This is a genomic window from Sulfurospirillum sp. (assembly GCF_036802865.1).
Taxonomy (GTDB): domain Bacteria; phylum Campylobacterota; class Campylobacteria; order Campylobacterales; family Sulfurospirillaceae; genus Sulfurospirillum.
The window spans coordinates 88,138-108,597 of record NZ_DAIRVK010000001.1 but is presented as its reverse complement, the minus strand read 5'-3'; the positions used below and the strand labels follow the sequence as shown (position 1 = coordinate 108,597).

21 protein-coding genes and 1 tRNA gene are annotated in these 20,460 nt (G+C 36.8%); 7 read left to right on the top strand and 15 right to left on the bottom strand.

Annotated features, from left to right (window positions below; all coding sequences use genetic code 11):
• Positions 1-29 precede the first annotated feature (29 nt).
• The 5 genes from infC to glmM all read right to left on the bottom strand — a co-directional run bounded on the left by infC (position 30) and on the right by glmM (position 4,339).
• Positions 30-545, bottom strand: a complete 516-nt coding sequence (gene infC, locus V7Q04_RS00550; protein WP_333802975.1) for a translation initiation factor IF-3 — start codon at positions 543-545, stop codon at positions 30-32.
• The gene (gene thrS, locus V7Q04_RS00545) at positions 542-2,359 is read right to left on the bottom strand and encodes a threonine--tRNA ligase (RefSeq protein WP_333802974.1); all 1,818 of its coding nucleotides are present in this window, start codon (positions 2,357-2,359) and stop codon (positions 542-544) included. Before thrS ends, infC begins: the two co-directional genes overlap by 4 nt.
• 52 nt (positions 2,360-2,411) lie before the next feature.
• Positions 2,412-2,487, bottom strand: a tRNA-Val gene (locus V7Q04_RS00540).
• Positions 2,488-2,559: 72 nt separating this feature from the next.
• Positions 2,560-3,006, bottom strand: a complete 447-nt coding sequence (gene lspA / locus V7Q04_RS00535) for a signal peptidase II (protein ID WP_333802973.1) — start codon at positions 3,004-3,006, stop codon at positions 2,560-2,562.
• Positions 2,999-4,339, bottom strand: coding sequence for a phosphoglucosamine mutase (glmM, locus tag V7Q04_RS00530; protein WP_333802972.1), 1,341 nt, complete (start codon positions 4,337-4,339; stop codon positions 2,999-3,001). Before glmM ends, lspA begins: the two co-directional genes overlap by 8 nt.
• A 297-nt stretch (positions 4,340-4,636) precedes the next feature.
• Between glmM and rpsT the strand changes: the two genes are divergently transcribed.
• A complete protein-coding gene (gene rpsT, locus V7Q04_RS00525) occupies positions 4,637-4,912 on the top strand; it encodes a 30S ribosomal protein S20 (protein WP_025343336.1) in 276 nt (91 codons plus the stop codon).
• 36 nt (positions 4,913-4,948) lie between these two features.
• Entirely contained in the window at positions 4,949-6,016 is a 1,068-nt protein-coding gene (gene prfA, locus V7Q04_RS00520; protein WP_333802971.1) for a peptide chain release factor 1, read from the top strand.
• Between the two features lie 6 nt (positions 6,017-6,022).
• Here the strand turns inward: prfA and V7Q04_RS00515 are convergent, their stop codons facing one another.
• The 3 genes from V7Q04_RS00515 to coaE are packed head-to-tail and all read right to left on the bottom strand — an operon-like array spanning position 6,023 to position 8,076.
• Positions 6,023-6,742, bottom strand: a complete 720-nt coding sequence (locus V7Q04_RS00515) for a glucosaminidase domain-containing protein (RefSeq protein WP_333802970.1) — start codon at positions 6,740-6,742, stop codon at positions 6,023-6,025.
• 4 nt (positions 6,743-6,746) lie between these two features.
• A complete protein-coding gene (gene dapF / locus V7Q04_RS00510) occupies positions 6,747-7,490 on the bottom strand; it encodes a diaminopimelate epimerase (protein WP_333802969.1) in 744 nt (247 codons plus the stop codon).
• Positions 7,471-8,076, bottom strand: a complete 606-nt coding sequence (gene coaE / locus V7Q04_RS00505; protein WP_333802968.1) for a dephospho-CoA kinase — start codon at positions 8,074-8,076, stop codon at positions 7,471-7,473. The genes dapF and coaE overlap by 20 nt, the downstream gene beginning before the upstream one ends.
• Before the next feature lie 90 nt (positions 8,077-8,166).
• Between coaE and purM the strand changes: the two genes are divergently transcribed.
• Both purM and V7Q04_RS00495 read left to right on the top strand, forming a co-directional pair.
• Positions 8,167-9,162: a phosphoribosylformylglycinamidine cyclo-ligase gene (purM, locus tag V7Q04_RS00500; RefSeq protein ID WP_333802967.1), complete on the top strand. Its 996-nt coding sequence runs from the start codon at positions 8,167-8,169 to the stop codon at positions 9,160-9,162.
• Between the two features lie 2 nt (positions 9,163-9,164).
• Positions 9,165-9,950 carry a YdcF family protein gene (locus V7Q04_RS00495; RefSeq protein WP_333802966.1) on the top strand — a complete coding sequence of 262 codons (786 nt, stop codon included), beginning with the start codon at positions 9,165-9,167 and terminating at the stop codon, positions 9,948-9,950.
• 40 nt (positions 9,951-9,990) lie between these two features.
• Here V7Q04_RS00495 and V7Q04_RS00490 read toward each other — a convergent pair whose 3' ends face one another.
• The 7 genes from V7Q04_RS00490 to rsmA are packed head-to-tail and all read right to left on the bottom strand — an operon-like array spanning position 9,991 to position 17,906.
• On the bottom strand, positions 9,991-10,269 hold the full coding sequence (locus tag V7Q04_RS00490; protein WP_333802965.1) for an EscU/YscU/HrcU family type III secretion system export apparatus switch protein: 279 nt from the start codon (positions 10,267-10,269) through the stop codon (positions 9,991-9,993).
• Entirely contained in the window at positions 10,266-12,089 is a 1,824-nt protein-coding gene (locus V7Q04_RS00485) for a flagellar hook-length control protein FliK (RefSeq protein ID WP_333802964.1), read from the bottom strand. The genes V7Q04_RS00490 and V7Q04_RS00485 overlap by 4 nt, the downstream gene beginning before the upstream one ends.
• A 43-nt stretch (positions 12,090-12,132) precedes the next feature.
• Positions 12,133-13,332: a replication-associated recombination protein A gene (locus tag V7Q04_RS00480; RefSeq protein WP_333802963.1), complete on the bottom strand. Its 1,200-nt coding sequence runs from the start codon at positions 13,330-13,332 to the stop codon at positions 12,133-12,135.
• A 13-nt stretch (positions 13,333-13,345) separates the two neighbouring features.
• Positions 13,346-14,113, bottom strand: a complete 768-nt coding sequence (locus V7Q04_RS00475; RefSeq protein WP_333803682.1) for a pseudouridine synthase — start codon at positions 14,111-14,113, stop codon at positions 13,346-13,348.
• 10 nt (positions 14,114-14,123) lie between these two features.
• Complete coding sequence (locus tag V7Q04_RS00470) at positions 14,124-15,089, bottom strand: KpsF/GutQ family sugar-phosphate isomerase (protein WP_333802962.1); 966 nt, start codon at positions 15,087-15,089, stop codon at positions 14,124-14,126.
• An 8-nt stretch (positions 15,090-15,097) separates the two neighbouring features.
• Positions 15,098-17,095 (bottom strand): ribonuclease J, encoded by a 1,998-nt coding sequence (locus V7Q04_RS00465; RefSeq protein WP_333802961.1) that lies wholly within the window; start codon positions 17,093-17,095, stop codon positions 15,098-15,100.
• Complete coding sequence (rsmA, locus tag V7Q04_RS00460; RefSeq protein WP_333802960.1) at positions 17,061-17,906, bottom strand: 16S rRNA (adenine(1518)-N(6)/adenine(1519)-N(6))-dimethyltransferase RsmA; 846 nt, start codon at positions 17,904-17,906, stop codon at positions 17,061-17,063. The genes V7Q04_RS00465 and rsmA overlap by 35 nt, the downstream gene beginning before the upstream one ends.
• 149 nt (positions 17,907-18,055) lie before the next feature.
• Here rsmA and hisF point away from each other — a divergent pair, with 149 nt between their 5' ends.
• From hisF to rlmN, 3 genes are read left to right on the top strand one after another with little or no spacing between them, the layout of a single operon-like run.
• Positions 18,056-18,814, top strand: a complete 759-nt coding sequence (gene hisF / locus V7Q04_RS00455; RefSeq protein WP_333802959.1) for an imidazole glycerol phosphate synthase subunit HisF — start codon at positions 18,056-18,058, stop codon at positions 18,812-18,814.
• The gene (locus tag V7Q04_RS00450; protein ID WP_333802958.1) at positions 18,811-19,359 is read left to right on the top strand and encodes a phosphorylase family protein; all 549 of its coding nucleotides are present in this window, start codon (positions 18,811-18,813) and stop codon (positions 19,357-19,359) included. The genes hisF and V7Q04_RS00450 overlap by 4 nt, the downstream gene beginning before the upstream one ends.
• 6 nt (positions 19,360-19,365) lie before the next feature.
• Positions 19,366-20,442: a 23S rRNA (adenine(2503)-C(2))-methyltransferase RlmN gene (rlmN, locus tag V7Q04_RS00445; protein ID WP_333802957.1), complete on the top strand. Its 1,077-nt coding sequence runs from the start codon at positions 19,366-19,368 to the stop codon at positions 20,440-20,442.
• Positions 20,443-20,460 lie beyond the last annotated feature (18 nt).

Sequence of the window (20,460 nt, the reverse complement as noted above, 5' to 3'; positions counted from 1 at the left end):
AAAGAGCGAAAGTTTACGACGAGTTAAGATTACTTTTTAGGAGTTACAAGCATATTAATATAACGTCCTTCAAGTTTTGGAGCTTTCTCGCGCTCAGCGATATCTTCTATCATCGGCCAAAGACTTTCTAAAACTTGCTCACCAATCTCAGGATTAGACATTTCACGGCCTTTTAGAAAAACTCTAAAACGTACATGTTTGCCCTCTTCCAAAAATTCTCTGGCGTGTTTCACTTTATAATGAACATCATTAGCCGCAATTTTAACAGAAAGCTTGATCTCTTTGATCTCAATAATTTTCTGATTTTTACGTGCTTCTTTTAATTTTTTTTCTTGTTGGTACTTGAACTTACCATAGTTCATTATCTTACAAACAGGAGGGTTTGCATCAGGGGCAATCAATACTAAATCAAGTCCAAGCTCATCCGCTTTTGCAAGAGCTTCTTTTCTAGATATGATCCCATATTGGGTTCCATCATCGCCGATACATCTGACTTCGTTTGCTCTGATATCCTCATTAAGCATTACGTCTTTGTCTTTACTCAAAAGTGTACCTCATTCAGTTTTTCCTTCATATTTGATATTAATTCTTCTTTTGTTAAATTATACTGTGTTCTTTCTCTTCTGTCACGTACAGCAACGCTTTGGCTTTCTACTTCAGCATCACCAATAACTAAGATCATCGGTACACGCATTGTTTCAGCGTTTCGGATACGTTTATTTAAACTCTCATTTTTTGATGAAACTTCAACATCAATACCCTCGTACATCAACTCATTTGCTAATTTTTTTGCATAATCTAAATGTGCATCTGAGATAGGGACAATTACTGCTTGAATTGGAGCAATAAAGAAAGGAAACTCACCCGATGTGTGCTCAATCAAAATACCAATAAAACGCTCAAATGAGCCTAAAATAGCACGATGTAACATAACAGGGCGAGCATGTTCATTGTTAGCGTCCACATAAGAAATATCAAAGCGCTCAGGCAAATTAAAATCAACTTGAATAGTGCCGCACTGCCATTTACGTTTGAGTGCATCGGTAATTTTAATATCAATTTTAGGACCATAAAATGCTCCACCACCTTCATCAATGCCATATTTAATGCCATTTTCATCGAGTGCGTGTTTAAGCCCTTCAGTTGCTGCTTCCCAGTATTTTTCATCGCCGATTGATTTTTCAGGACGAGTTGAAATTTCCATCTCATACTTAAACCCAAAAGCTTTCATAATAGAATCGACAAAACTTAAAATTTCTAAAACATTCTCTTTAATTTGATCTGGTGTACAGAAAATATGTGCATCATCTTGAGTAAATTCACGAACCCTAAAAAGTCCATGCAATACTCCACTTTTTTCATGACGATGGACAACGCCATATTCAAAAAACTTCAGTGGTAAGTCACGATAACTTCGAACTTCGCTTTGGAATACTTTAATATGACCTAAACAGTTCATTGGTTTAATACCATACTCTGATTCATCAATCACAGTAAAATACATATTTTCACCATAATTTTGGTAGTGCCCACTAATTTTCCATGCATCTGATTTCAAAAGTTCAGGACCGCGAACAGGTAAATAACCTCGTTTACGATGTGCTTTGAAAAGAAGTTGTTCTAACTTACTTCTAAGTTTTCCACCATTTGGAAGCCAAATAGGAAGTCCTGCTCCTACTTCATCATCAAACGTAAAAAGTTTAAGTTCATTACCAAGTTTACGATGATCTCGTTTTTTAGCCTCTTCAATCATAGTTACATAATCTTTGAGACTCTCTTTATCTGCAAAAGCTATACCATAGATACGTGTAAGCATCTCACGTTTTTCATCGCCACCAAGATATGCACCAGCTACTTTAATTAGTTTAAAAAATCTTAGATATTTGGTATTGGGGACATGAGGTCCACGACATAAATCTTCAAAATCCCCTTGCTTATAGATGGAAACTTCACCATCAGGAATTCTAAGCAAGACTTCTTGCTTAAGATCATCGTGTGCAAAATGTTGAGTAACGGCCGCTTTAGTAGTATAACTCTTCTCAATTGGCAACTTGGCATTCGCGAGCTCTGCCATCTTTTTTTCTATCTCTTTAAGATCAGCATCACCAATCTTTTCATTGACACGAAAATCGTAGTAAAAACCGTCTTCGATAACAGGTCCAACAAAAAATTGTGCATCTTTATACAACGCTTTAATCGCTTGAGCCATTAAATGGGCACACGAGTGACGAATCACTTCAAGGGAATCTTTAGAATTGTCAAATAAGATTTTGTCTTCATAAGTCTTTGAGGAGGCAACAGCAGTTTGCGTGTCGATGACGAGAGCGCCATCTTTGTAGGCTATAACATCATTCATCATAATAAGATCCTTTTACTTGTATGAACTCCCAAACATACGGGAGAACAAAAAATGGTGGTCGCGAGAGGATTCGAACCTCCGACCACTACCTTGTCGAGGTAGTGCTCTACCAACTGAGCTACGCGGCCACACAATTTTAAGAGCTGAGATTATACCAAAAAAAAATGAAAATGCAACTATGTTTTATCAATAAAGTACTTTTAAGCCTCTTTTGGCATTTTCCAAGAACGATACAAAACTAAAAATACTCCAAAATCAATCATAACATCAGCAAAATTAAAAACGGCAAATTCAAATCCATAATGCCAAAAAAAGTAATCAACTACACCCCCATGAATAAATCGGTCATAGATATTGCTAAGTGCAGCACCTGTAATGATACCAATAGCAAGACTATGATAATGAAGTACTTCTTTGTGAAAAAGAAGATAAATCCCTAGAGCGGATACCAAAAATAATTGTAAATATTTAAGATACTCATCCAAAAACGAAAACATTGAAAATGCAACACCTTTATTGTATGTTAAGATCAATGAAAAGAAATTACTATTCCACCTAAAGCCATCTAAAAAAACATTTTTGATTATCTGATCAGATATAAAAATGAAACATACAGAAGCAAGAATGGTAATCCATGTTTTATTCATTTAATGCACTTTTGAAAAACTTGACTGTTTTGTCCATACGATCTTCAAGAAGCTTTTCGTCTTGTCCTTCAAGTAAAATGCGCAATAAATTTTCTGTCCCAGAGTAACGAATAAGCACTCTAATTTTTTTACTTTCCAATTCTGATACTAATATATCATACCCTTTGAGCTCGATAAGAGGAATTTTATTGTCTACTTTTATATTCTGTTGAAGTTGAGGATAAAGATCGAAAGGATTGAACAATTGACTCACTTTTTGTTTTTCTGTGAGCATACAATGCATAACAGCAAGAGCCGCAACTAACGCATCACCTGTTTTAGCAAAATCCGATAAAATAATATGCCCACTTTGCTCGCCACCAAAGTTAATTTTTTCCCGATATAACGCTTCTAAAACATTCTTATCCCCTACGTCACAACGATGAGTTTTAATGTTTGATTTGCTTAAATAATCTTCTAACGCTTGATTACTCATAACAGTAACACATACACCTTTGTTAGCAAGTCTGTTTTGACTTTGTAAAAAGGTTGCTATCTTTCCTAAAAGTTTATCACCATGAATGGGATTGCCATTCTCATCAACAACAACTAACCTATCTGCGTCCCCATCAAATGCAAAACCTATGTCTGCCCTCAAGCGCCTTACCTCTTCACCCAATTCTTCAGGATGCAAGGCACCACAATTAAGATTAATATTACTGCCATTTGGCTCATCATTAATAATAATGACATCAGCCCCAAGTTCATTAAAAATAGTAGGTGCTACTTTATAAGCCGCACCATTGGCAGTATCAAGAACAATACGTAACCCTTTAAGTGTTAAATTCTTTGGAAATGAATTTTTGATTTGCACAATATAACGACCAATCACATCATCGACTCTTTTGGAACGACCAATATCAAACTCGATTTTTTGATTTGCCTCAATAAGAGCATCATCATAATAGATCTTCTCAATTGCTGATTCTTCCGCTTCACCTAGTTTATTGCCAAACGAATCAAAAAACTTAATGCCATTATCAAAATAGGGGTTATGAGATGCACTAATCATAATACCAGCATCACAACGCATATCTTCCGTTAAAAATGCAATGGCCGGTGTCGGCATAGGTCCAATTTGTCTTACATCATAACCAACTGCCGTTAAGCCTGAAACAATTGCATTTTCAATCATATAGCCACTTCGTCTGGTGTCTTTTCCTACTAAAATTTTATTGGTAATTGAATTTTTACGAAAATAGATTCCTGCTGCCATAGCTAATCGCATAGCCATAAAAGCACTCAGTTTTTTACCGGCTTTACCTCTTACTCCATCTGTTCCAAAAAGTTTCATTATTTTTCCTATTTTCTCTTTACATGTAAAATGATTAGCAAATTGTAACAAAACTTTTTTAATCTTTACATGTCACCATATATATGGATAAAATATAAAACTATTATGATGTATAAATATAGAGTCGTTCGCTCAAATATTTATGTAAATTTGGTGTGAAAAAGCATATTTAAACAAAAATCTCCAAAACATGCCAAAGAATTGCTCTTTTAATTTTAAAGTGCCCTTAAAATAAGTTATATTTAATATTTATTTTTATATAATCTACGCCTAAATTTAAAAACGAAAGGCTTATCTATGGCAAACCACAAGTCAGCAGAAAAGCGTATTAGACAAACAAAAAAACGCACTGAGAGAAATAGATTTTATAAAACTAGAATCAAAAATCTAACACGTGCTGTAAGAGAAGCTGTTGAAGCCGGCGATCAAGCAGCAGCTGAAGTTGCGTTGAAAAATGTGAATAAAAACTTTCATTCTTATGCAGGTAAAGGTATTTTAACAAAAAATACAGCTGCTCGTCGTGTAAGTAGATTGTCACAACTTGTTAATACACTAGGTAGTGTTGCTGCATAACTTGCGGCAACTCCCTCTTTATTTTAGTTCCCTCCCATGTTGAAAGATAAATTACTCCCTTTTATTGAACGCTATAATGAGCTCTCTACACTTCTAAGTGATCCTAGTATCGCAACTGATATTAAAAATATGACTGCACTTTCCAAAGAACAGTCTGGCTTAGAAAAAATCAAAGATAAAACACTTGAATATTTTTCAACATTGGAGCAAATCGAAGAAAATAAACTTCTTTTTGACGATGAAGAGTTAGGTGAATTAGCAAAAGACGAACTCAGGGTTCTTGAACCTCGTAAAGAAGAGATTGAAGAAGAGATAAAACTCCTTCTCTTGCCAACCGACCCTAATGATGAACGTAATATATTTTTAGAAATTCGTGCAGGTACGGGTGGTGATGAAGCCGCCATTTTTGCATCTGATCTTTTTAAATCGTATCTTCGTTATGCTGAGAATCGTGGCTGGAAAGTCGAAGTCGTCTCTTTGAGCGAAGGTGTTCTCAATGGTTATAAAGAAGTCATCGCGCTTATTAAAGGGCAGGGTGCTTTTTCACGCTTGAAATATGAAGGTGGTGTACATCGAGTTCAGCGTGTTCCTCTAACTGAATCACAAGGTAGAGTTCATACTTCTGCCGTTACTGTTGCAGTTATGCCCGAAGTCGATGATGTTGAAATTGAAATACTCGAGAAAGATCTAAAAATTGATGTTATGAGATCAAGTGGTAATGGTGGACAATCGGTTAATACAACCGATAGTGCTGTAAGGATTACCCACCTACCAACAGGTCTTGTTGTTGTCAATCAAGATGGTAAGTCACAGCATAAAAACAAAGATGCTGCCATGAAAATTCTTAAAGCAAAACTCTATGATATGCAGATGCAAGAACGCAATGCCAAAGAGAGTGAAGCACGAAAAATTCAAGTAGGATCGGGTGATAGGAGTGCACGTATTCGCACCTATAACTATCCACAAAACCGCATTACCGACCACAGAGTAGGGCTTACATTATATCGCTTGGATGCTATTATGGAAGGTGGTTTGTATGATGAAATCATTGATCCTATTATTACCCACTATCAAGCAGAACTTATGAAAGAGGCTAACCTCTAAAATAACTTATTTATCGTAGATAAGTAGGTTATTTTGCTCGATCATCTCTTTGATCATCTTAATATACTCTTCTTTTAATTCAGAGTAATTCACCATTGTTTTCGAAGCTTCCATTCCTCCAAAACTTTTTCCACTGCTACGCGCTTGCAATCTTTTCTCTCGAAATGCAATATAAGCATCATTGGTGTTAAGATTAAGCATATATGAATTCACGGACTTTTGAAGTGATCCAAAGATACGAATCATATGCGTTTTACCAATGGTTCGATTCTGTGGCATTAAACCAACACCTGAATAGGTCCAGTGACCAAATAGGTTATTGGCTTCCCTTGCAAAGCGACTTTTCCCCCAGCCACTTTCTAACGATGCTTGAGCCAATGCTAAAGAGGTAGGAATGACATCAATCCGTTTAAAATATTCATCCCTATCAAAAAGAGATTCTATACCATATTTATTCCGTAGAGATATCAAATAGCCAACATTTTGCTGATTAAGCCCTCTAAAAGCATCTGGCATTGCTTTTGCAAAAAAATTAGTAATGAATTCTCGATCTTTCTTGATTTCATCATTACCTTTATCAACTAATACTTTAAGCTCACGAATAAATTCTTCTTTCTGCTTTGCACTATCTTCAATCTGATAATAATCAGAAGATAATCCTCCTGCATAAAGGATACTCTGGATGAGTATGCAAGAAGCGATAAAAAAAGTAGAAATAAATTTCACGAAATTAGAGTTCCAACGTCGTTTCAAAGACTTTTTGAACTCTACCTTTGAAAAAGAGTCTCTCATTGTGAATACGTAAAATGAGTTCATCCCCACTGATTGGATAAACCTTGGCACTTGCGCCTATCAATTTCTGACGATATGCACTGTAAAAACATGCAGCCATTCCCGTGCCACACGCCAATGTTTCGTCTTCAACGCCGCGCTCATATGTTCTTACATGTAAAGCATTCTCTTTGAGCATTGCATAATTCACATTGGCATTGTATTTATAGCGCATTTGGCGTGCAATCACTTTGTCAAAGCCGTCAATATCCGCTACAAAAGTAACCAAATGAGGTACACCTGTATCACAAAAATGCCATGTTAACCCATTTTCTTCAAATGACTCACTCAACACTTTTGGTGTTGTTAACTCTGTCTCAACAACATCATTTTCAACCACAGAGGTTATAACGCCTGCTCCTGTTAAAAAGCACATAGATGTCCCTGCTAAGTGGTTTGTAACCGCATAGTGAGCACAGGCTCTCGTACCATTTCCACACATAGATGCAACACTACCATCATTGTTGTAAAATTGCCATTTAAAGTCATACTCATTGTGCGGCAGTAAAATAATCAAACCATCTGCCCCAATACCTTTTTGTCTATCGCATAATTGTTGTGCTAAAACACTTCGGTCAACTTCAATAAAGGTATGAAAAATAATAAAATCATTGCCATTTGCGTTATATTTTGCAATTTGCATATTTACCTCGTACAAATTTAATAAATTTTTCGATTTCACTCTCTAAGAATTTCATATCAAAGGAGTTATTGATGAGAAAATCGGCTAAGATCCTCTTATCTTCAATACTAATCTGCGCATCAATACGTTTTTGTGCCTCTTCTTTGGTGAAATTCTCTCGCACCATTAACCGTTTGCGTTGCACCTCAACAGGGGCATACACAACAGCAACCAGCTTACACGAGTAGCCATCACTCTCAAAATAGAGTGGAATATCGATAATATAAGGCTTCTGTTTCTCTTCTAAAAGATCACAACGTCTAAATATCTCTTGTCGAATTAAAGGATGCAAAAAAGCATTGAGTTTTTCGCGCTCTGCTTTATCATTAAAAATAAGCGTTCCAAGAGCCTTGCGGTCAATTACGCCATCTTTAATCACACGATCTCCAAAAATAGCCTCAACCTCTTTTACATGCAAAGGCAAAACCTCTTTTGCGATCACATCAGCGTCGATTACTTCAAATCCATGAGACCTTAGCATCGTAGAGACAGTACTTTTGCCCGTGGCTATTCCACCTGTTAAAACAATTGCATGTTCATACGCCATTTAATCCTAGTACCTTTTGCTATTTTTATAACGATTTTAACATAGTTTTGTTAAAATCTATTAAACAATAACCTCACTAAAGGCATATCAATGAGCACAGTCAGCTACAAAGACGCTGGTGTCGATATAGACGCGGGAAACCAATTTGTCGAAAATATTAAACCACTGGTCAAATCTACATTTGACAAAAATGTCATCGGAGGCATCGGCTCTTTTGCAGGCGCTTACGAACTGCCATCTGGTTACCAAAAACCTGTTATTTTAGGGGCAACCGATGGTGTTGGAACAAAACTTAAACTTGCCATTGATTCAGGTATTTACGATACTGTAGGTATTGACTTGGTTGCTATGTGTGCAAATGATCTTATATGTAACTTTGGAACTCCACTTTTTTTTCTTGACTACTACGCAATGAGCAAACTTGAAATCGATGCTGCGGTGAGTGTTGTCAAAGGTATTGCTGAGGGGTGTATTCAAGCTGAATGTTCACTTATCGGTGGCGAAACAGCTGAAATGCCTGGTATGTACCAAAGTAAAGATTTTGATCTTGCGGGTTTTGCCGTGGGTATTGCTGAGAAAGATGAAATGAATCGTTTACCCCATGTGAAAGCAGGGGATATACTCATTGCACTTCCAAGCTCTGGCGTTCACTCCAATGGCTTTTCACTTGTGCGTAAACTTTTCTTTGATAAACTAGGGTACACTTTTGAGACAGAATTTGATGGCAAACCACTCATTGAAACTCTTTTAACACCAACACGTATCTACGTTAAACTCTTTAAAGCACTTAAATCTAAAATCAACGCTTTGGCACACATCACAGGTGGTGGCATTGTTGAAAACCTTCCACGCGTTCTTCCTGAAGGTCTACAAGCGCAAGTTTATAAATCTAAAATCAAAACACTCCCTATTTTTGATTTTATGAGTCAATACGTTGAAGAGAGCGAAATGCACCGTACATTTAATATGGGTGTCGGTATGATCCTTGTGGTTAGCCCTGAAAATGTAGATGATATTCTCGCAAATAGCGATGGATATGTGATCGGCGAGCTTAAAGCTGGTCCTAAAAGTGCCATTATGCTCTAATCATGAGTACTATTTACATTCTTTCAAAACTCTTTGCATACCTGGTTTTACCACCAGGTATTTTTATTGTCCTTTTTGTTCTTGCTTCTTTTTATGCCAAACGCTTTCGTATCTTTTTCTTCGCTAATGCTGTCATCTTTTATCTTTTGAGCACAACATATGTGTCGGATTGGCTTTTAGCACCACTAGAGTCTCCTTTTAATAAGACCCTTGAGAAACAGCCTGTAGATGCGGTTATCGTTCTTGGTGGCGGCAATACACTGGGCGTGGCTAATTTACCTCTAAGCACGGATGCTTATAAGCGTGTCATGTGGGGATTAATGGTAGCAAAATCAAATAATCTTCCACTTTTATTTAGTGGAGGAGGAACAAGCAAAGAATATTTGGAAAGTGATGCTTTTTTAGATAGTCTCAAAGAACTCAAACTCTACCTAGAAATTCCAACGCCAACTTCTAAAAGCCTCAATATTAAGGAATTTTCGTTGCACGTAGAAGATAAAAGTATGGATACATACGAGAATGCCAAACTTAGTAAGCTTGCTTTTGAAAAAGTAGGGCTTAATGAGCCAACGATTTACCTTGTAACTTCCGCTTACCATATGATGCGCTCTATTCGACTTTATGAGTATTTTGGATTTAAAGTTATTCCTGCTGCAACTAACTTTAAAATTAGCGCTAAAACAAAAGATGAATGGGATTATCTACCTAACAGTCATGCTTTATATAACAGTTATGTGGCATTACACGAATATGCTGGTTTATTGAGTCTCAAGCTTCGAAAAATTTAATGCGTATTTAATCACAATAATTTTCCCACGCATGTAAAGATTATTTTCGTTTGTCACCGGTTATTTTATAAATAAAACTAAAGACCTCTGCCACAGCTTTGTAGAGCATGGGAGGTATCTCTTTATTAAGCTCTATTTTAGAGAGAAGCTCCACCAAGTCAGCATCTTTTTTAATAAAAATATCGTGCTCTTGCGCTAATTTAATGATATTATTTGCCACTTCACCTTTGCCCGATGCAATAACTTTTGGCGCGCCACTTTTTTCGCGATCGTATTTAAGGGCAACCGCTTTTTGAGGTTTTTGTGTAGGTGTATTCATATGGTAATATTAATCCCAAATTGAAGTTTTTCGCCACTAAAATAGTCATTTTTGACAACACTGACATCTTTATACTCTAACATTTTTACATTGCCCGTTATGAGGCCTACTTCATTAAACGCTTGTTTTAGATAATTTAATTGCCCTGTAATCTTCTCACTCAGCTCTCTTTTCTGGGCAGCAATAGAAATATCAATGTATTTTTCTCCAGAGAGTAAAAGCATCATATTAAGCTTACCATACGCTTCAAGATCAAGATCAAGTTGACAATGGAAGCTATCATCGCTTGATTGTTTCATCATCATGGAACCACCCTTAAGTCCATCCCAATTAAAAGGAACGTATAAATGCGTGGAACTACTCACATATGAAACTAACTGGTGATACTCAATCTGCGTTAAAAGACGATTCGTAATCTCTAAAGCCTCCTTGTTTTGGCCTGAAACGGAGAGGTTATCGCTTAATTTGGTTAAAACCCCTTTCATGTCCGTGAGTAACTCGACATCCGTAGGATCTAACGATAATTTTTGTGCAATTGCTTTACCAACAAACAATTCTGGTTTAATAAGTCCATGAATTTTTTGCTCTAACACACTGCTTTTATCACTAAAATCAGCTTGCTGAGCACTTTTGGGATTGAGAATATCTATTTGTTGTTTTATACGATTGACAACTATTTTTAATGCTTCTTCAATAGTTTCAGGAGGTTTTAGCGCGTTCCCACCCAATGCAGCTGATAAGGAGGTAGAGGAGGGTGTTGACGCTAGTAATTCCTTGACAAGAGTAGTTTCTTCTAACCCATCCGTTGTAGATGCATCCAGAGGTTGTTTGACAGTTTTTAAAACCTCTTCCGCACTTGATGTAAGAGGCGAAGAAGAGGCTAACAACTTTGAGGTAAGGGGGACACTGCTAGTCTCTTTTAAAAGGCTTTCTTTTATTAGTAACGCATCAATCTGGGGTTGAAGCTCATCAAGTTGTAACGTACTTAGGTTTTCTTTGATCAGCTCTAAAAGAACTTTCACTTGTGTTGTAAAGTTTTTTTCAACATTCATACTTGCAGGATAATTCTCTACTTTAGAGTTAATCAAATCCATCTGTTTTACCGCGTAATCAAGCTTTTGAACATTTTGATAAACCTCTTTAAATACAGATGCACCCTCTGATGCAAGCTCTTGTTTCACACTTTGCCGAAAGAGATCCAATAAATTTTTCAAGTTTGCTTGTGCTTCTTTAGATGTAATATCTTGTGATACATTCAAGCGATCCATAATGATATTAATCTCTTTAGCAAGAGGGGAAACCACTTTGTTTGTTCCACTAAAATGTTCTTCTAACTCAGCCGAGAGTGTTTGAATACTCTCGGCTACACCTTTTTGAGTAACGATGTTAGCTAACTTTGATTCAAAAAAAACACCTGAATTTTTAACTTGATCTTGTAAGATTTTGACATCAATTTGTTCAATATTTTTAGAAAACAGTTGTAAAAGTGCTAGCGGTTTTTCAATGGAAGAGTCAAGTTTAACTAAAGAAGTAAGATTTTTGATATCTTCTGCAAAATTACCCATATTTTTAAAAAGTGGATTGTTCTGCAAAGTCTCAAAAATGGCGCTTTTAGATTTTGCTTCGCTGATGGCACTTCCAAGTAACTGACCAAGGACTTCTTGGGCATTACTTGGCATTGCAGTGCTTTTTTGAGCAGTTATCGAAAGCGGTATATCAGCACTATTTTGGATTATCTTTGTAGCATTTTCTTTGGCAGTAGCTTTTGAATCAAGAGTTTGAAGCTGATTGGAAAGAAGAGAAGTCGTTGAAATGTCCATTACAACACTTCCATAACAAAGATGATCATTTCATATTGCCTTTTTAAGACTGTTTATCTTTTGTTTTGATTTTAACGAGCCACTCAGAGAGTGTTTTCTCATACCCTATCGGCAAATTATCATAAAAATGAAGTGGTTTTTCTAAATACTTCTGCTCAACCCAGCCACCAAAATCATGGGGATAGAGATACCCTTTAGGAGAAGGACTTTTGAGATGGGCGGGCACTTTGAGTGCTTTTTCATTTTTCACGTATTCTAAGGCATTATTGATTGCCCTATATGCACTGTTTGACTTTGGGCTACACGCCAAATAGATCAAACATTGCGACAAGATGATACGTGCTTCAGGATAACCAATCTTACTCACACTTGTTAGGGTGCTAGAAGCCAAATTAAGCGCATTGGGGTTAGCATTGCCGATATCTTCACTTGCAAGGATCACAAGGCGTCTAGCGATGAAGTCTGGGCTTTCTCCTCCATCAATAAGACGTGCTAAATAATAGAGTGCCGCATCAACATCTGAGCCTCTAACACTCTTAATCATAGCACTAATTAAGTTATAGTGCGTGTTATCAGAACTCACGCCATCTTTAAGAGCACTGGGACGTAATATTTTGAGTATTTCAAGCTTTACATGTAAATCTACTTTAAGTGCAAACTCCAATAGATTTAATAGTGCTCGACTATCACCAGCACTGGAACTAATTAAATAGTTCAACGCATCTTCATCGACCAAAAAATCAACTTTCTCTCGTACGCGTTCAACAATTGCTTTAAGATCATCATCTTGAAGTGGATAGAATTCAAAGAGCATCATACGTGATCGTATACCAGAACTAAGTACAAAATAAGGATTTTCTGTTGAGGCACCAATAATGGTTGCTTCATGATTTTCCATAGGTAGTAAAAGCACTTCTTGTTGCGTTTTGGAAAGACGATGAATTTCATCGATAAAGATAAGTGGTTTTTGCAATGCTCCTCGATGTTGAGAAAGAATTTTACGTATCTCTTCAACTTTCACACTGGTAGCATCTAGCTCATAAAATGGCAATTGTAACTCACTGGCGACAATCCGTGCCAACGTTGTTTTTCCTACTCCTGCAGGTCCAAAGAAAAGTGAATGACTCATAGAACCTGATTTTAATAATTTGCGAAAAGGACTACTTTCCCCACTAAGATGCTTTTGTCCAGATAACTCTTCAATCGCTTTTGGGCGAAAGAAGAGGGCAAAGTTATTAATCATGACTTTATTAACCTTATTCTTTGCCTTTTTTTATGTACTCAAGATAGTCTCTCAGCGCTGAGTATTCGCTACCTGTGAAATAACGATGTTTACCTGGTTTAAGCATTCCTAAATCAATTTTGCCATAACTCACACGTTTGAGATCAACAACATCAACATCAAAATAACCAAAAAATCGTCTAAGCTCTCTGTTTTTACCCTCATTGATCATCACTTTAATTGTTGAAAAATTAGGGCTATTTTTGATGATACGGTAAGAGAGAAACGGTGCAAAATCCATTGAATGTATTTCACTGTGTGAATGACCACCTTTACGTGCATCCTCTAAAAATAGTCCTTCTTGCATTGCTTTTTCCATAGCAGGCGTTATCATTCCGTTGATTTTGACATAATACACACGCTCTAAATCACCGTGCATTAATGCAGAAACAACAGAGGGTGAATCACACAGAAGCAATAATCCTTCACTTGCAAAGTCCAATCTTCCAACACTCAGGTAATGTCCAAATTGTGCAGGCAATGTTTCGTAAATCGTCTTACGACCACGATCATCCTTCTTACTCACTAACTCACCTTTTTGTTTGTGATAGACAATTACAGAGTAACCATGCTTTTCAAAAAGAGCTTTGCCACCCAGTTCGATTTTATTTTTAAAACTCACCTGTGTGGAGAGGTCTTGTACGACTTGACCGTCGACCTTCACATGTCCTGCTTTGATGAGTTCGTCCGCTTCACGCCTTGAATAATGCGTGTTGTGCGAAATCATTTTATTTAATCTCATTAATTCCATTTTATTTTATTCCTGCTTCCACTAAATGGTGGATATGTAAAACACCTTTAAGCATACCCATTTTATCAGTAATCGCTAAAAGCTGTATTTTGTATGTTTCAATGAACGCTAATGCATCACTTGCTAAAAGCGTTTCATCGTCTAGTTTTTTTGGATTTTTTGTAGCATATTCATACGCAGTTGCATCCATCGTAAAATCATCTCTCATGAGTGCCCTACGTAAATCACCATCACTTAAAATTGCTAACAATTTATTGTTCTTATCTGTTATAAGCACATTGCCCAGTCTGCCCTCACTCATGGTGATAATCGCATCTTTAAGCCTCGTTGTTTCGTTCACAATCGGAAGCTCTTGCGTTAGCATCAAATCTTTCACTTTAACAAAAAGGCGTTTACCTAAACTTCCACCTGGATGGAATGAGGCAAAGTCTTCTTTTTGAAAGTTTTTCTTCTTCATTAAACAAACGGCTAATGCATCACCAAGGGCTAACGTGAGTGTCGTTGAACAGGTTGGGGCAGCATCTAGCGGGCACGCCTCTTTTTCTACATGTAATGGTAAAAAGATATCACTGTAATGTCCTAAAGAAGACTCTTTGGTCCGAGCCATTCCAATAAGTGGAATTTCAAAACGTTTAATGTGTGGTAATATTTTGATGAGCTCTTCGCTCTCTCCGCTATAACTAATCGCTAACACGGCATCTTCTTTACCAACCATTCCAAGATCACCATGCATGGCTTCTGTTGGATGAAGGAAAAAACTACTGGTGCCTGTACTTGCGAGTGTTGCCGCAATTTTTGCACCAATGAGTCCACTTTTACCCACCCCTGTAACGATCAATTTGCCTTTGATGTTAGCGATTAAGTTGGTTGCTTCACTTATCTCATCACCGATCATTTGGGCGGCATTAAGCAACTCTTTTGCTTCAAGCTCTAATACTTCTTTAGCGATAGCTTTGAAATCTTGCATGCCATTCCCTACATCATAAAGATCGTTGGAACGATCGTTGGATATTTTTTCATTTGTCTATAAATATGCTTACGAACTACTTGTCTTACTTCATTTTCCAAGGCTCTTGCATTTTCAAGCAGCTCTGTTTTAGCATTTACAATAAATTGATCAATGACACCTTCCATTTCAATAGAGAATGCTTTATCGTCACGATCAGGAACTAATCCATAACTAATAATTTTTGGTTTAGAAATAAGCTTGTGCTCACTTTTATCAATCTGAATCACTAACATCACCAAACCAGAATCTGCTAATTTTTGACGATCGATAACAACATCATCCGCAATCTGTTCGTTGATTTGGTTATCAATAAACACTTTGCCTGTCTTAATCGTTTTAATTTTTTTCATATATTTAGCACAGACTTCGATCTGATCGCCATCGCTCATTAATACGATATTTCGATCTGGAATACCGCACTGTATTGCAGTCTCTTTGTGTTTTGAAATATGATTGTACTCACCATGTACAGGTAAGAAAAAGCGAGGTTTCACAAGACGTAATATGAGTTTTTGTTCTTCTTGTGCAGCATGCCCACTAACATGGATTTCACTAAAATCTTGGTAAGCAACGTTAGCGCCACTTTTAAGTAAGAAGTTCAATACTTTAGAAACACTTCCTTCATTTCCAGGAATTGCTTTAGCTGAAATAATAATCTGGTCTGTTGGTTTAATCTTAACATGACGATGCTCATCCGTTGCCATTCGGTAAAGTGCGCTCATCGTCTCACCTTGGCTACCTGTTGTGACAATTAGTACATCTTTGTCAGGATATTTGTTGACCTCATGCGGATCAATAAAGATACTTTTATCCAGTTGTATATAGCCTAGATCAATAGCTGTAAAAAGATTTCTCTCCATTGAACGACCGATAACAGAGACTTTTCTACCATATTTCAAACCATAATCAATTGCTTGATAAACCCTATGGATATTTGAAGAGAATGTTGACATAATGACACGACCTTTTGCTTTGGCAAAAATTGAGTCAAATGTTTTTCCAACGGTACTTTCACTACGGGTAATCCCCTCTTTATAAGAGTTTGTACTATCGCTCATTAAACACAATACACCTTTTTCACCATAAGCAGCGAAACGGTTCAAATCTGTTACGAAGCCATCGATAGGCGTGTGGTCGATTTTAAAATCGCCCGTATGAATGATGGTTCCAGCTTCTGTGGTAATAGCAAGAGAAGAGGCATCAATAATAGAGTGGGTAATATGAATCCACTCAACTTCAAAATCACCAATCTTATAAATTTTACGTTTTTCAACAGGTCTAAAATACTTTTTATGCGCTTTCAATCCATGTTCGTCAAATTTATTAGAGATCATTCCAAGAGGAAGAGGGGTTGCATAAAGTGGAAACTGCATCTCTTTAAAAAGGTACGAAATAGCACCAATATGATCTTCGTGAGCATGAGAAATAATAATTCCAGCTATTTTTTTCTTAATTTGTCGCAAATAACTAAAATCAGGAACCAAGATATCCACACCATGCATATCTTCACTTGGGAAACTCATGCCAACATCTAAAACTATCGCTGATGTTTCTGTTTCAAAAACACAAATATTACCACCAATTTCACCGAGCCCACCTAATGGTGTAATTTTAATCTTTCCTTTGGAAACTTGATCAATAAGATTAGAGCGATTGAGTCTGTCTTTATGCATTTTTTGATTGGCTTCAATGGCTTTTTTCATATCACGTTGCCAAAGCTCATTTCCCTCTAGAGAAGCTGTCGGTGATTTATTACCCTTACGTCTTCTGTTATTACGTGGTTTTTTTTCACTTGGTTCACCAGAAGTCTCTTTTGAAGTACTATTTTGTGTGTCTTGACTCACCTGTTTTGCATTGTTTGGATGAGAAGGGCGTTTGTTAGGTTGCCCTTGAGGCTTTGGAGTATTTTCCTTAGGCTTTTCGTTACTGTTATTCTGTTGTTGCGTTACTTCGTTTTCTTGCATCATTCAACCTTAAATGTTTAAATAGTAGATGATGAGACAAGACGCTTATTTCATGAGGACGAATGGTTGCTGGGAGATTTTGCATCTGCATCAAATCTTGCACAGATTGCTTATCAAACTCGGAAGAAATATTTTTCAACCAAGTTTTTCGCGGACTTTGAAAAGAACAACGCAAATATTTTTTAAATTTTTGCAATTGCTCTTTGGTTTCAAAAATACCCGAAAATGACCCTTCAACAAACTCTTTTTGTTTGTCAATTTTGAGAATAGAAGAGACAACTTTAGGTTGTGGATCAAACGATGTTGGATCGACATCAAAAAGTAGTTTTGCAACGCCAACGCTTTGGGCTAAAATGGCTAAAGAAGTAAATTCTTTGGTCTTTGGAGATGCTGCAAATTTCTCTGCAACTTCTTTTTGAACCATCACCTCCATTGATTTACAATAAGGATCTTCTAAAGCATCCAAAATAATGGTTGTCGCAATGTAATAGGGTAAATTCGCCACCAGATCATAAGGTTCGTTGAGCAATGAACCTTTTTCAAACTGGCTTAAAACATCGGTGTGGACCAATGTTAGGCTCCCCTCATCTATCTCTTTTGAGAACTTTTTTCTCAAATAAACGCACAAGTCTTCATCGACCTCGTATGCTACTAAAGGCTTAACCTTCAGTAGTTCTTGCGTCAAATCACCTAAGCCAGGCCCTATCTCAATGAGTTTTCGATCATTTCGGGGCATCGCTTGGATGATTTTACTTAAAACACTGCTATCTTTTAAAAAATTTTGGCCAAATTTCTTTTTTGCCTCTATCAATTTGCACGCCTATTTTCTAAAATTTAACCGATTGTAGCTAATCTTTACTTATAAAAGAGTTATGCTCCCAATTAATCTCTTTTTTCAGAAGTTTTTTTTAATTCTTTCGCTATCATTTATGCCTATATTTATCTAAAAAAGAGAACCTTATGGAGCATTTTGCTAAGCGTATTATCCCTTGTCTGGATGTCAAAAATGGACGTGTTGTTAAGGGTGTTAATTTTGTTGGACTCAAAGATGCAGGCGATCCTGTTGAAATAGCAAAACGATACAATGAAGAAGGTGCAGATGAACTTACTTTTTTAGACATTACAGCAAGTCATGAAGGTCGTGGAACAATTGTAGATATTGTTGAAAAAGTAGCACGTGAAGTTTTTATACCACTAACGGTTGGTGGTGGCATACGAACACTGGAAGATATTTACCGCCTTTTACATGTAGGATGTGACAAAGTAAGCATCAATTCTCCAGCCATCGCTAATCCTCATTTTATAGATGAATCCTCCAAACGCTTTGGCTCGCAATGTATTGTTGTAGCTATTGATGCTAAACGTACAGGTGATTCATGGCATGTTTTTATCAATGGTGGAAGAATTGACACAGGCCTTGATGCACTCGCTTGGGCGAAAGAGGCGCAAGAACGAGGTGCGGGTGAGATACTCTTAACCTCAATGGATTGTGATGGTGCGAAAAATGGCTACGACATCCCACTCACTTCCCAAATGAGTAATATGCTTGATATTCCTGTCATTGCTAGTGGTGGTGCAGGAACAATGGAGCACATTAAAGATGCATTTGTAAATGGTGCTGATGCTGCACTTGCTGCTTCCATCTTTCACTTTAAAGAGATTGATATCATGGATCTTAAACGTTACCTCAGAAATGAGGGGATTGCAGTACGATTATGATTCTTTGCGCAGGGCGAAATGAAACATTTGATTTTGCAAAGCCCATTGGCGTAGGATTGATAGAAAGTGCTATGAACCTCACTAAGCTTGTGCTTGAAGAAAAACCTGCCTTTTTATTTTTTATTGGCACAGCAGGCAGTTATGGGAACTATAAACCTTTAGAACTCATTCATAGTTATAGTGCTGCGAATATTGAACTTGGCTACTTACAAAATCAATGCTATACGCCTTTACAAAACCAAATTGATGCAAACATTATTCATGTTTCACGTGGAACAAATCATCTATCTCCTATTGTTAATTCAAGTAATTACATTACTACTGACTCCACATTGTCTAAGAAAATACTTGAAAAAAATATGGAGTTAGAGAATATGGAGTTCTTTTCTATTGTAAGTGTTGCAAATCAATTTAAATTACCTTGTTCAGGTCTTTTTGTTGTTACGAATTATTGCGATGAAAATGCACACAATGATTTTGTCAAAAACCATACTAAAGCTAAAGAGTTAATTACTTTACACGTAGAAAAAAATATGAAAATTTGAGGTATCATGAAAAAACAAAATATATTCGATCTTTCTAAAGAAGAGTTATCTGAGGTTATAAAACCCTCATTTAGAGCCAAACAAATTTATCAATGGCTTTATCAAAAATATGTTAATTCTTTTGATGAAATGAAAAATCTCCCAAAAGAGTTAAAAGATCAACTCAATTCAACATACTATCTTGATCCACTGACAATTGCTAAAGTTGAAGAGAGTAGGGATGGCAGTAAAAAGTATCTCTTTGAACTCAAAGATGGCAATACTGTAGAATCTGTTCTGCTTCCAATGAAACAAGAGCAAACAGACGAAGAGGGGAAGCTTCTTCATCACACGCGCTACACCATTTGTATATCATCACAAGTTGGCTGTAAAATCGGCTGTGCTTTTTGTCTTACAGGGAAAAGTGGTTTTAAACGTAACCTAACAGCGGGCGAAATAACATCTCAAATTCTAATGATAAAAAGAGATAATGCAATTGCAGAAAATAGACGAGTTAATATTGTTTATATGGGTATGGGTGAACCACTGGATAATCTTGCTAACGTGAGCAAAGCGGTGCGAATTTTTAATGATCTTGATGGCCTTTCTATCTCTCCTCGTAGACAAACAATTTCAACCAGTGGGCTTAGTGCTCAAATAGAGAAACTGGGGCTAATGGACTTAGGTGTTTTGTTAGCTATCTCTCTTCATGCTGTTGATGATGAGCTTAGACAAAAGCTTATGCCTATCAATAAAGCCTATAACATAGAGTCGATTATTAACGCTGTCAAAGCATTCCCCATAGATGCACGTAAACGCGTCATGTTTGAATACTTAGTGATGAAAGGGGTAAACGATGACCAGAAGAGTGCAAAGAAGCTGGTGAAGCTCCTACACGGCATAAAATCGAAAGTTAATCTAATCTATTTTAATCCACATCATGGAAGTGAATTTGGACGTCCTCTTGAGAAAGACATGGTTGCATTTCAACAGTATCTTGTTGATCATGGAGTTCTCTGCACGATTCGTCAATCAAAAGGTTTGGATATCAGTGCGGCCTGTGGTCAATTAAAAGATAAGGAACAAAAAAATGACAATGCTTGATCTTTTTCAACTTGGTTT

Bases quoted from the DNA above. Each gene is read 5' to 3' on its own strand.
- rpsT (WP_025343336.1), top strand. From the start codon at position 4,637: ATGGCAAACCACAAGTCAGCAGAAAAGCGTATTAGACAAACAAAAAAA.
- glmM (WP_333802972.1), bottom strand. From the start codon at position 4,339: ATGAAACTTTTTGGAACAGATGGAGTAAGAGGTAAAGCCGGTAAAAAA.
- V7Q04_RS00480 (WP_333802963.1), bottom strand. From the start codon at position 13,332: ATGATTAATAACTTTGCCCTCTTCTTTCGCCCAAAAGCGATTGAAGAG.
- hisF (WP_333802959.1), top strand. From the start codon at position 18,056: ATGGAGCATTTTGCTAAGCGTATTATCCCTTGTCTGGATGTCAAAAAT.
- V7Q04_RS00450 (WP_333802958.1), top strand. From the start codon at position 18,811: ATGATTCTTTGCGCAGGGCGAAATGAAACATTTGATTTTGCAAAGCCC.
- V7Q04_RS00485 (WP_333802964.1), bottom strand. From the start codon at position 12,089: ATGGACATTTCAACGACTTCTCTTCTTTCCAATCAGCTTCAAACTCTT.
- coaE (WP_333802968.1), bottom strand. From the start codon at position 8,076: ATGGCGTATGAACATGCAATTGTTTTAACAGGTGGAATAGCCACGGGC.
- prfA (WP_333802971.1), top strand. From the start codon at position 4,949: ATGTTGAAAGATAAATTACTCCCTTTTATTGAACGCTATAATGAGCTC.
- V7Q04_RS00495 (WP_333802966.1), top strand. From the start codon at position 9,165: ATGAGTACTATTTACATTCTTTCAAAACTCTTTGCATACCTGGTTTTA.
- V7Q04_RS00490 (WP_333802965.1), bottom strand. From the start codon at position 10,269: ATGAATACACCTACACAAAAACCTCAAAAAGCGGTTGCCCTTAAATAC.
- thrS (WP_333802974.1), bottom strand. From the start codon at position 2,359: ATGATGAATGATGTTATAGCCTACAAAGATGGCGCTCTCGTCATCGAC.
- purM (WP_333802967.1), top strand. From the start codon at position 8,167: ATGAGCACAGTCAGCTACAAAGACGCTGGTGTCGATATAGACGCGGGA.
- lspA (WP_333802973.1), bottom strand. From the start codon at position 3,006: ATGAATAAAACATGGATTACCATTCTTGCTTCTGTATGTTTCATTTTT.
- rlmN (WP_333802957.1), top strand. From the start codon at position 19,366: ATGAAAAAACAAAATATATTCGATCTTTCTAAAGAAGAGTTATCTGAG.
- V7Q04_RS00470 (WP_333802962.1), bottom strand. From the start codon at position 15,089: ATGCAAGATTTCAAAGCTATCGCTAAAGAAGTATTAGAGCTTGAAGCA.
- V7Q04_RS00465 (WP_333802961.1), bottom strand. From the start codon at position 17,095: ATGCAAGAAAACGAAGTAACGCAACAACAGAATAACAGTAACGAAAAG.
- dapF (WP_333802969.1), bottom strand. From the start codon at position 7,490: ATGCAAATTGCAAAATATAACGCAAATGGCAATGATTTTATTATTTTT.
- V7Q04_RS00475 (WP_333803682.1), bottom strand. From the start codon at position 14,113: ATGAGATTAAATAAAATGATTTCGCACAACACGCATTATTCAAGGCGT.